This is a genomic window from Streptomyces phytophilus, from assembly GCF_013870535.1.
Taxonomy (GTDB): Bacteria; Actinomycetota; Actinomycetes; order Streptomycetales; family Streptomycetaceae; genus Streptomyces; species Streptomyces phytophilus.
Genome location: NZ_JACBXC010000103.1, coordinates 1 through 10,084, shown reverse-complemented (window position 1 = coordinate 10,084; position 10,084 = coordinate 1). Strand labels below are relative to the sequence as shown.

Annotated in this window: 9 protein-coding genes; 3 read left to right on the top strand and 6 right to left on the bottom strand. The window is 75.1% G+C overall.

The window, feature by feature from the left end:
- Window positions 1–353: zinc-binding dehydrogenase (locus H5J30_RS08555; RefSeq protein ID WP_181786615.1), on the top strand; the 353-nt coding region annotated here is incomplete at its 5' end.
- Window positions 354–431: 78 nt separating this feature from the next.
- Here the strand turns inward: H5J30_RS08555 and H5J30_RS08550 are convergent.
- Complete coding sequence (locus tag H5J30_RS08550; protein WP_181786613.1) at window positions 432–1,172, bottom strand: VOC family protein; 741 nt, start codon at window positions 1,170–1,172, stop codon at window positions 432–434.
- Window positions 1,173–1,247: 75 nt separating this feature from the next.
- On the opposite strand from H5J30_RS08550, the gene H5J30_RS08545 reads away from it, so the two are divergent.
- The gene (locus H5J30_RS08545) at window positions 1,248–1,544 is read left to right on the top strand and encodes a DUF8825 domain-containing protein (protein WP_181786611.1); all 297 of its coding nucleotides are present in this window, start codon (window positions 1,248–1,250) and stop codon (window positions 1,542–1,544) included.
- A gap of 144 nt (window positions 1,545–1,688) precedes the next feature.
- Here the strand turns inward: H5J30_RS08545 and H5J30_RS08540 are convergent, their stop codons facing one another.
- The 4 genes from H5J30_RS08540 to H5J30_RS08525 form a co-directional block, all read right to left on the bottom strand.
- Window positions 1,689–3,299 carry an MFS transporter gene (locus tag H5J30_RS08540; protein ID WP_181786609.1) on the bottom strand — a complete coding sequence of 537 codons (1,611 nt, stop codon included), beginning with the start codon at window positions 3,297–3,299 and terminating at the stop codon, window positions 1,689–1,691.
- A 158-nt stretch (window positions 3,300–3,457) separates the two neighbouring features.
- The gene (locus tag H5J30_RS08535; protein WP_181786607.1) at window positions 3,458–4,327 is read right to left on the bottom strand and encodes a PhzF family phenazine biosynthesis isomerase; all 870 of its coding nucleotides are present in this window, start codon (window positions 4,325–4,327) and stop codon (window positions 3,458–3,460) included.
- An 84-nt stretch (window positions 4,328–4,411) separates the two neighbouring features.
- The gene (locus tag H5J30_RS08530) at window positions 4,412–5,374 is read right to left on the bottom strand and encodes a sigma-70 family RNA polymerase sigma factor (protein ID WP_181786605.1); all 963 of its coding nucleotides are present in this window, start codon (window positions 5,372–5,374) and stop codon (window positions 4,412–4,414) included.
- Between the two features lies 1 nt (window position 5,375).
- Complete coding sequence (locus H5J30_RS08525) at window positions 5,376–6,605, bottom strand: NAD(P)/FAD-dependent oxidoreductase (RefSeq protein WP_181786603.1); 1,230 nt, start codon at window positions 6,603–6,605, stop codon at window positions 5,376–5,378.
- A gap of 226 nt (window positions 6,606–6,831) precedes the next feature.
- On the opposite strand from H5J30_RS08525, the gene H5J30_RS08520 reads away from it, so the two are divergent.
- A complete protein-coding gene (locus H5J30_RS08520; RefSeq protein ID WP_181786601.1) occupies window positions 6,832–7,734 on the top strand; it encodes an endonuclease/exonuclease/phosphatase family protein in 903 nt (300 codons plus the stop codon).
- 81 nt (window positions 7,735–7,815) lie between these two features.
- Here the strand turns inward: H5J30_RS08520 and H5J30_RS08515 are convergent.
- A partial coding sequence (locus H5J30_RS08515; RefSeq protein WP_258563188.1) for an NACHT domain-containing protein occupies window positions 7,816–10,084 on the bottom strand: 2,269 nt, incomplete at its 5' end.

Below are 10,084 nucleotides of genomic sequence, written 5' to 3'. Positions count from 1 at the left end.
AGCTGATCCGCTCCCTCGGCGCGGCGTTCACGACGGCGCCGGGCGGCGCCGCCTACGACGCCGTGCTCGACGCGGCGGTGCTCGGTGGCGAGCAGGCGCTGCGCTGGACCCGCGACGGCGGCGCGTTCGCCGCGGTCATCCCGAACACCGCCCCGCCCCCGGTCCGCGGCATCCGTACGGCGGCCCTCGACGTCCGCGCCGACGGCGCCCGGCTGGCGGAGCTGGCCCGCCTCGTCGACGACGGCGTCCTGACGCCCCGGGTCGCCGAGACGTACGCCCTGGCCGACGCCCCGAAGGCCCACGCCCGGCAGGCGGAGGGCGGGGTACGGGGACGGCTGGTGCTGGTGCCGTAGAGCGGGCGGCACGGGGGTGAGGGGTAAGGGGCACTGCTCCGTGGCAGGGGCCCCTTACCCGGCCGTCCGCCGGGTGCGTCAGGGCAGGGCCAGGACGCAGAACTCGTGGTCCTCCGGGTCGGTCAGGCAGGTCCACGGGACGTCGCCCTGGCCGACGTCGAGGTCGGCGGCGCCGAGGTCGTGGAGGCGGGCGACCTCCGCCTCCTTGTCGTCGCCGGGGTAGGGCAGCAGGTCGAGGTGGACGCGGTCCGGGGCGGTCTTCGGGCCGGGGACGCGGAAGAGTTCGAGGTACGGGCCCGTGCCCGCGGCCGAGCGCAGCACCGTCATGTCGTCGGTCAGCTTTCCCACCGCCCAGTCCGTCGCCTCGCCCCAGAACCGGGCCATGGCCCGCGGGTCCGCGCAGTCGACGACCACGGCGGCGATCGGACCGGTGTCCCGGTAGACGTCCCTGGGCTCCAGCACGCAGAACTCGTTGCCCTCGGGGTCCGCGAGGACGACCCACGGCACGTCGCCCTGGCCCACGTCGGCGGGTGTCGCGCCGAGTGCCAGCAGGCGGGCGACCAGCTCCGCCTGGTGGGCCGCGGAGGTGGTGGCGAGGTCGAGGTGCACGCGGTTCTTGACCGCCGGCTTGGGGTCGGGGACGGGCACGACGTCGATGCCGACGAGGGCCGGGTGCGGCCAGACGAGGTCGCCGGCGGGCCCGACGTAGGTGGTCGCCCCGGCCGCGTGGGCCTGCCAGCCGAGCGCTTCCGCCCAGAACCGGCCGACGGCCGCGTGGTCGAGGGCCTTGATGTTCACCTGGACGGGTCGCAGCGCCATGCCGACGATCCTAATCACGTGTGTCCCGCGCGTGCGCTCGCTTCTCGAAATCGAACACCAGTATGATAGCGAGTTGTGAGCGACTACGAGTTTCCGGAGGAGTTGCTGCGGGCGAAGCGGGAGTGGTTCGCCGTCGCGCAGCGGTTGGAGGAGTTCCCGCTGCGCCCGTATACGGACAGCGCGGGCGTCGAGCACCGGGCGGACAGCGGGTGGACGCCCGAGCTGGACCGGCAGGAGACGGTGCTGCGGAAGAGGTTCCGTTCGCTGTCCATCGAGATATCGATCCACCCGTTCTGGGAGACGCTGAACGGGGGTACGGTCGCGGCCCGGATGGCGCTGCGCGAAGCGGCCCGGCGGCCGGGCGGCGGCTGACGTGCGGGGGCGGCCGGTGAGTCCGGCGGCCCGTCGGGCGGCCGGTCGGGCAGGCCGTCGGGCCGGGGCGGACAGCCGTCCGGGGTGGGCGGAGGACCGCCCACCCCGGGGGTGGTTCGACGCGTTACGCGGAGAGGGCCGGCGTCAGCCGCGTACCGGTTCGGGGGCGGGCGACGTGTCCTCCCCGGTCCCCCCGGTCCCCCCGGCGTCCGCCGCCTCCGGTTCCTTCGGGGCCGCGCCCGTGGGCGGGACGTGGTTCAGGAGCCGTACGGCCAGCACCGCCACCCCCGCCAGCAGCACCGCCGCGATGATCGCCGCCACGTGCATCCCGCTCACGTACGCCTCCCGCGCCGGCGCCAGCAGCGCCTCCGCCGTCCGCGCCGGCAGGTCCGCCGCGGCGGTGGCCGCGTCGGTGATGCCTTCCCGGGCGGCGTCCGCCGCCGGGCCCGGGGTGCCGGCCGGAACCGAGTCCTCCATCTGCCCGCGGTAGACGATCGTGCCGATGCTGCCCAGGGTCGCGATGCCCAGCGCGTAGCCGAACTCGCCGCTGGTCTCGTTCATCGCCGCCGCCGAGCCCGCCTTCTCCGGGGGCGCGGAGCTGACGACCAGGTCGGTGCCGAGCGTCACCAGCGGCCCCGCCCCCAGGTTGATGAGCGCGAACCCCGTGACGACGTACGGCAGTCCGCCGGAGACGTCGGCGGCGACGAGCAGCAGCAGGCCGACGACGGACACGCACAGCCCGCCGCCGATCAGCCGGGCCGGGCGGACGAAGCGGGCCGCGACGGGGGCGAGGCCGAAGCTGAACCCCGAGGCCGCCACCGCGGGCAGCATCCACAGGCCCGCCTTCAGCGGCGTGAGGCCCTGCACCATCTGCAGGTACTGCGTGATGAACAGCATCAGCGCGCCCATCAGGAACGTCCCCGCGAACATCCCGCCGAGCGCGGTGCAGAAGGCCCGGTTGCGGAAGAGCCGCAGGTCCATCAGCGGGTGCTCCAGCCGCTGCTGGCGGCGTACGAAGACCGTCCCGAACGCCCCGCCCGCCGCGAGCGCCGCCAGCGGCACCGGCGCCCAGCCGTCCTTCGCCAACTCCTTCACCGCGTAGACCAGCGGCAGGACCGCCGCCAGCGACAGCGCCACGCTCGCCAGGTCCAGCCGGCCCGCCCTGGTGTCGCGGTACTCGGGCAGCACGAGCGGGCCCAGGATCAGCAGCAGCACCATCGCGGGCACCCCGAGCAGGAACGCCGAGCCCCACCAGAAGTGCTCCAGCATCGCCCCGCCGACCAGCGGGCCGATCGCCGCGCCGCCCATGAAGCACATGAACCAGACGCCGATGGCCGCCGACCGCTGCCGGGGGTCCTTGAACATGTTGGTGATCAGCGCCAGCGTCGACGGCGCCAGCGTCGCCCCCGCGATGCCGAGCAGCGCGCGGGAGGCGATCAGCATCTCCGGGCTGGTGGAGTACGCGGCGACCACGGAGGCGACGCTGAACGCGGCCGCGCCGGTGAGGAGCAGGCGGCGGCGGCCGATGCGGTCGCCGAGGGTGCCCATCGTGACGAGGAAGCCGGAGAGCATGAAGCCGTAGATATCCATGATCCACAACTGCTCGGAGCTGTTCGCGCCGAGGTCGGCGCTGAGGTGCGGCAGGGCCAGCAGCAGGACGAAGACGTCGATGGAGATCAGCAGGACGGGCAGCGCGAGCACCGCGAGCCCGATCCACTCCCGCCGCCCGGCCCGGGTCGCGATGTCGGTAGCCATGGGGTCTGCTCCTTGTCGGAAACAACCGTCCGGCGCCCCCTCCGGGCGCCTCTCACCCGTGCGTCGAGCGGGCGGGACGGATTTCGACACGGGAGCGGAAGAAATCCTGAATGTGTCGTGGATCACACAGGGATCACGCGGTGATCACCCGGGCAGGCTCAGAGGCCGACCGCCGCGCCCGTGACGTGGACGCGGGAGTCGCCCGCGCGCAGCTCGACCTCCAGCAGCGAGGGGCTGCCCATGTCGTGCCCCTGGTGCAGGGTGAGCCGGGCGGGCGCCGAGGCGAGGCCGAGTTCGCGGGCGTACGCGCCGAAGGCGGCTGCCGCCGCACCGGTGGCCGCGTCCTCCACGACGCCGCCGACGGGGAACGGGTCGCGGACGTGGAAGACCGCGGGGGACTCGCGCGAGACGAGCTGGACGGTGGTGAGGTCCAGCTTCTCCATCAGGGCGCGCAGCCGGTCGAAGTCGTAGTCGAGGTCGGCGAGTCGGGCGCGGGTGGCGGCGGCGAGCACGAGGTGGTGCGCGCCGGCGAAGGCGATGCGCGCGGGCAGGGCCGGGTCCAGCTCGCCGGCGGACCAGCGCAGCGCGGCCAGCGCCTCGGCGACGTCGGCCTCCGCGACCTCGCGGACGTGCGGTTCGACGCTGCTCAGCGTCGCCTTCAGCACCCCGTTCTCCTCGGTCACCGCGACCGGGACGCGGCCGGGCCGGGTGTGCAGGACGAAGTCGCCGGCACCCAGGCGTTCGGCGAGCGCGACGGCCGTCGCGACGGTGGCGTGGCCGCAGAAGGGGACCTCGGCGGCGGGGCTGAAGTAGCGCGCCGTGAACGTCCGTCCCGCGTCCGCCGCGTCCGCCGCGTCCGTCCCGTCCGCGGGGCCCGGGGTGAGGAAGGCGGTCTCGGAGTAGCCCACCTCGGCCGCGATGGCGGCCATCCGCTCGTCGGACAGGCCGGAGGCGTCGAGGACGACGCCGGCCCGGTTGCCGCCGGCGGGGTCGGTGGTGAAGGCGGTGTAACGCAGCACGTCGGTCATGGGGGGTGAACCCGCGGGGCGCGGCGGCTGTTCCCGGAGGTACGCGGCGGGCAGGGCGGGCCGGGCCGGGCGGTCGGCTCGGCGTCACCAGCTCGTGAGGACCGGCGGGCCCGGGTCGTACCGCCGCCAGCCCTCGTTGAGGCGGGCGAGGCGCACGGGCGCGGCGATGCCGCGTACCAGGGCGATCCTGCCGCCGGCGAGATCGAACGTCACGGCGCCGACGACCTTGTGGCCGACCACGACGAGGATGGCGGGGCCGCCGTTGAGGCGCGCGTAGTGGATTGCCGGCGTGCCGCCGGCGAATCGCCGTTTCGCGGGAGTGGGTGCGAAGCCCGCCCGTGCGACGTCGGCGATGCGCGGCGGAGTGTCGTACCGCGACATCGTCCCGGTCCGGCCGGCGCCGTCCGAGACCGCGGTCGCGTCGTCGGTGAGCAGCGCCACCAGCCGCTCCGTACGGCCCGAGGCGGCGGCGGTGAAGAACTCCTCGACGATCCGGCGGGCGGACGCCGGATCGACCTCGCCGCCCCGGCGGTGCGCCGCGGTGACGCGGGTGCGGGCCCGGCGGAGGTGCTGCTGGCTCGCGGCCTCGGTGAGGTCGAGGATTCCGGCGATCTCCGCGTGGCCGTAGGAGAAGGTCTCGTGCAGGAGGTAGACGGCCCGCTGGACGGGTGACAGGCGCTCCATGAGAGCCAGCACGGCCAGGGACACCGATTCACGTTGCTCGAACGTGTCGGCCGGGTCGAGCATCGGGTCGCCGTCGAGGAGGGGTTCGGGCATCCAGGTGCCCACGGTGCGCTCGCGACGGGTGCGTGCCGAGCGGAGCCGGTCGAGGCACAGGTTGGTGACGACCTTGGTCAGCCACGCCTCCGGCACCTCGATCCGCCGCCGGTCGGCGGCCTGCCAGCGCAGGTACGCGTCCTGCACGACGTCCTCGGCGTCGGCGGCGGAGCCCAGCAGCCGGTAAGCCAGCGAGGCCAGCCGGTGCCGGCCGGCCTCGAACCGCACGGTGTCGAAGCGATCGGTGGCGGTGTCGTCCACATGCGCCACCCTAGGCGGCCACGGGGGCGTCCTCGCCGGATGCGCCCCACGAGGGATCCTTCACGGCCTCCGGCGCGGCGGCCGGCCGGTGCCTGCGCCTGGGCAGGCCGTACGTCGGGTGCACGGTGGCCCACAGCGCCACCCGGACGACACCCGCCTTGACCAGCGCGGCCTCCCGGCCGCCCACATACGCCGGCTTCGCCTGCGCGTCATCGTCGACCGGCTGCAGGATTCCGTCCCGACGCCCGAGGCTGATGTGGTTGAACGTGTAGACCAGTTCGGTGAGCGGGATCTTGCGGCCGGTCAGGCGGCCGACGATCGCGTCGATCGCCTGCCTGCCGGTGGAGCCGGCCGAACTGCAGGACATCGGCAGCGGCAGGCCGTTGCCGCCGATGGCGCAGACGCTGTCACCAACGGCGTAGACGTTCGAGTGCGAGACCGACCGCATGGTGCGGTCCACCACCATCTGCCCGTTCTCGGTGACCTCCAGCCCCGCGGCGGCGGCGAGCGGGTCGACCGCGAATCCTGCCGCCCACACGGTTGCGTCGGACGCCAGGGCGGTGCCGTCGGCGCACAGCACCCGGGTCGCTTCCACGGCTTCGACGCAGCCGTGCTCCCGCACGTCGATGCCCAGCCGGTCACAGGCCCGGCGCAGGTGCGCGCGGCCTCCGGCCGAGAGCCGGGCACCCAGCTCACCGCGGGCGACCAGGGTCACCGACAGGCCGGGCCTGGCCTCGGCGATCTCGGCGGCCGTCTCGATGCCGGTCAGCCCGTCGCCGACGACCACTACGGCACCGCCTCCGCCCCGCGTGTCCAGGTCGTCCAGGCGCGCGCGCAGGCGCAGCGCCGAGGGCCGGGCGGCGACGTCGAAGGCGTGCTCGGCCACGCCGGGGACGCCGTGGTCGGCGACGTGGCTGCCGAGCGCGTAGACGAGGGTGTCGTACCTCAGCAGGCCGCCGCCGTCGGCGTCGGCCACGGCGACCACCCGCGTCTCGGGGGCTACGGCGGTGACACGGGCCACGCGCAGCCGTATCCCCGTGCCCGCGAAGACGTCGGTGAGCTTCGGGGCCCGGATCTCCCCGCCCGCCGCGAACCGGTGCAGCCGCAGCCGCTGGACGAACTCCGGCACCGCGTTGACCACGGTGATCTCGGTGTCCTCGGGGGACAGCCGGCGGGCCAGGTTCCCGGCCGTGTAGGCCCCGGCATAGCCGGCGCCGAGGACGACGATGCGGTGCTTCATGTGCTGCTCCCGTCGTTCGCTTGCTCTCGGAACCTGAGCGGGGCAGCGTCCCGAATACTGACAGGAACGGGACGTGACCTGAGTCACAGAACTCGGGGGACGTGCGCGTCCGCCCGGCACCCGGGTGATCTTCCGTTCGTATCACTGACGTGTGCGCGTCACTTCCCTCTCACCTCGCCGCTTGAGACTCTCCCCACGTCGCACCCCCCGAACGGAGAGGTGACCCATGCCCGAGTTCCCCTTCAGCCGCCGCCGCGCCCTCGGCACCGCGGCCGCCGCCGCCCTCGCCCCGACCGTCGTCGGGCTGTCCGAGGCGCGGGCCGACAGTTCCGCGCGCGGCGCCGGCGGCGAGGACGAACTGCACGTCATGAGCTTCAACCTCCGCTACGCCTCCGCCACCCCGCCGAACTCCTGGCCCGAGCGCCGCCCCGTGATGCGCGCGCTGCTGCGCGCCGAGGAGCCGCACCTCGTCGGCACCCAGGAGGGGCTGTACCCGCAACTCCTCGACATCGCCGCCGACCTCGGCCGCCACCACGCCTGGATCGGCACCGGCCGGCAGGGCGGCAGCAAGGACGAGTTCATGGCGGTGTTCTACGACATCCGCCGGCTGGCCCCGGTCGCGTTCGACCACTACTGGCTCTCCGACGAGCCGTACCTCATCGGCTCCAACACCTGGGGCAACGCCGTCCTGCGCATGGTCACCTGGGTGCGCTTCCGCGACCTGGCCACGGGCGGCGAGTTCTACCACGTCAACACCCACCTCGACCACGTCAACCAGCAGGCCCGCGAGCGCTCCGCCGACCTCATCACCAGCCGCTTCGCGGAGTTCGACGCCGCGCTGCCGCGGGTCGTCACCGGCGACTTCAACGTGCCGGCGCACGCCAACCCCGTGTACGACGCGATGCTCGCGGGCGGCGGCCTGGCGGACACCTGGGACGCGGCGGAGCGGCGCAGCGACGCGTACGCGACGTTCCACGGGTACCGGCCGCTGGTGCCGGACGGCGACCGCATCGACTGGATCCTCGTCACCCCCGCGGTGCGGACGCGCTACGCGAAGATCAACACGTACGCGCGCGGCGGCCAGTTCCCCAGCGACCACCTGCCGGTGCAGGCGTTCCTGCGGCTCTGACGCCCCTCCCCGGGGCGCTCGGCGGGCAGACCGGCGACCCGGTGTGCTCCCCGGCGCCTCGGGCGCCCGGCGCGGTCCGGGTCATCCCGGCGTTCCCGGTGTTCCCGGCACGGCACGGTGTCGCGCCCCGAGGGGCGCGGCACGCTCCGGCTCGCCACCGGACGGCTGCTGCGCGAGGTGGCGTTGCAGGTCGATGTGCCGGAACTGGTACACCGGTCCCACCTGCCGCAGCACGCCGCGGTCGTGCGCGTCCTTCAGGAACGCCATCAGGTTCCGCGGGACGCCGCGGCGCACCGTCAGGTAGGCCCTGGCCATGACGAAGTACGGCCAGGCCGTGAGGGTGAGCCCGACCGCGAGCCCGGCCAGGAGCCCGACCGTGAGTCCGACCGCGAGCAGGGCGACGAGCCCGACGGCGAGCCCCACCGCGAGCCCGTCCGAGAGCCCGGCCGCGACCCCCGTCAGCAGCCCGGCGGCGAGCCCGGCCGTGAGGCCGAGCGCGAGACCGACGGTGAGGAAGCTCCGGCGGTCGCGGGTGAGGAGCGCGGCCGGGGCGGTGTTGGCGGTCAGGTCGGGCCCCCGCGCGTGGAGCCCGCCGGTGAGCCCCGCCGTGAGCCCTGCCACGAGTCCGCCCGTGAACCCGGCCTCCGGCCCGAACACCAGCCCGGCCGCCGGCCCGACCGTCAGCCCCAGCGTGAGCCCGAACGTGAGCCCCACCGCGAACTCGCCGGACGACCAGCGCAGCCCCGCGCTCGGAGCAGGTCCGCTCCGGGCGGCGTGTCGGGCCGCGAGCGCGGCGACGAGCCCGAACACGAGCGCGGCCGCGAGCCCGAAGGCGAGCCCCGTCGCGAGCCCCGCCGCGAGCCCGGCCATGACCCCGGCCATGAGCCCGAGGACGAGCCCGGCCGCGAGCCCGAAGGCCGTGCGGAAGAGGTACGTGGGCGGGGCCAGGAGAAGGTCCCACCAGGCCAGGTCCGGGCTGCCGTCGCGGTGGGCGTGCAGGAAGCGGGCGAGGAAGGCCAGGGTCCGCTGCGCCCGTGCCGCCGTCCAGCGCGGCGCGCGGTCGGCGTCGGGGCGGTAGGCGGCGGGGACGAAGCCGTGGCACAGGTGGGCGCTGACGGCGGCGCGGTCGGGGAAGCGGGCGGTGTCCAGCAGCTCGTCCGGATGCGCCGCCGCCGGTGGGGGAGCGGTCCCGGGGCGGGGGTTGTACACGGTACGGGCCAGGAACAGCCCCAGCGGAGTGCTCAGCGCCTGCCCGACCGGGCTGCCGGTGCCGAGCTGCGCGGCAACCGCCCCCCACCGCCGGGCCGCGGTGGCGTCGTCGCCGGCGTCCCGGCGCAGGTAGTCGCCGGCCCGTTCGGCATCGAGGCCGAGGAGCCGGATGACGGCCGCGCCGTTGAGCCGTACCGCCGCCGTCGCCGCGTCCGGCCGCGTGACGGCCGCCCGCCAGGCGGCGGCCCGGCTGGTCAGCACCAGCGGCTTCCCGGCGGAGAGCGCCCGGTTGACCGCGTCGAGCGCGACCGGCCGCAGCCCGCCCGGGAGTTCGTCGAAGCCGTCCAGCAACGGCAGGACGCGGCACTCCGCCAGCAGCGCCTGCGCCAGATCCACCGGCCCGCCCGCGCCGGCCGGGCCCGCCATCGAACCCGGCACCGGCTGACGCAGCCCGGGATGATCGCGGCGCAACTGCTCGGCAAGCCACCTGTCCAGGCTCTGGCCCTCCGGATTCCAGGAGGCCAGCGAGAACAGCACCGGTACCGGTGCACCCACGCCGCGGCGCTCGATCAGATCCAGGAGCAGCCGGATCAGCAGCACACTCTTGCCCGCCCCCGGCTCACCGACGATCACCAGGCGCCTGGTCGGCACCCGCTCCGCGAAGACCGCCCCGATCTCCGCACCCCGCCCCGCCAGCCCGCCGGGCTCGCGTGCCCAGCCCGCGGGATCGCCGGGCGGCCCACCGGGCCAGGACGCGGCCGTCTCCCTCAGCAGCGGCCACGACTCGGCCGGTTCCTCGTCCGCCGCCCGCCAGGCGATCGGCAGCTCGTACGGATCATGCACCCGGCCCCGGCGGGCCTCCGCCTCCCACTGCCTGCGCACCGCCACCGCCAACCGGTCGGCGGCCTCCGCGGTCGTCGGCGCGGCCGTCTCCAGCCGGTCGTGCAGAAACGCCTTCCAGGACAGGTAGGCGGGCGGCACGCCGCACAGCACCGCCGCGGCCGCCGCGGCCGCCTCCCCACCGACGTACCGGACCAGTGCCGGCGCCCCGGCCGCACACAGCAGCGCCAGCAGCAGGTAGACCACGCCCACCCGCCGCACACCCCGGCCGCGCCCACTCGCCCGCACGGGCACATCCTGG

What these genes read in the sequence shown, in the direction of transcription:
- H5J30_RS08535 (WP_181786607.1), bottom strand. Translation starts at nt 4,327, where the DNA reads ATGACCGACGTGCTGCGTTACACCGCCTTCACCACCGACCCCGCCGGC.
- H5J30_RS08525 (WP_181786603.1), bottom strand. Translation starts at nt 6,605, where the DNA reads ATGAAGCACCGCATCGTCGTCCTCGGCGCCGGCTATGCCGGGGCCTAC.
- H5J30_RS08550 (WP_181786613.1), bottom strand. Translation starts at nt 1,172, where the DNA reads ATGGCGCTGCGACCCGTCCAGGTGAACATCAAGGCCCTCGACCACGCG.
- H5J30_RS08540 (WP_181786609.1), bottom strand. Translation starts at nt 3,299, where the DNA reads ATGGCTACCGACATCGCGACCCGGGCCGGGCGGCGGGAGTGGATCGGG.
- H5J30_RS08520 (WP_181786601.1), top strand. Translation starts at nt 6,832, where the DNA reads ATGCCCGAGTTCCCCTTCAGCCGCCGCCGCGCCCTCGGCACCGCGGCC.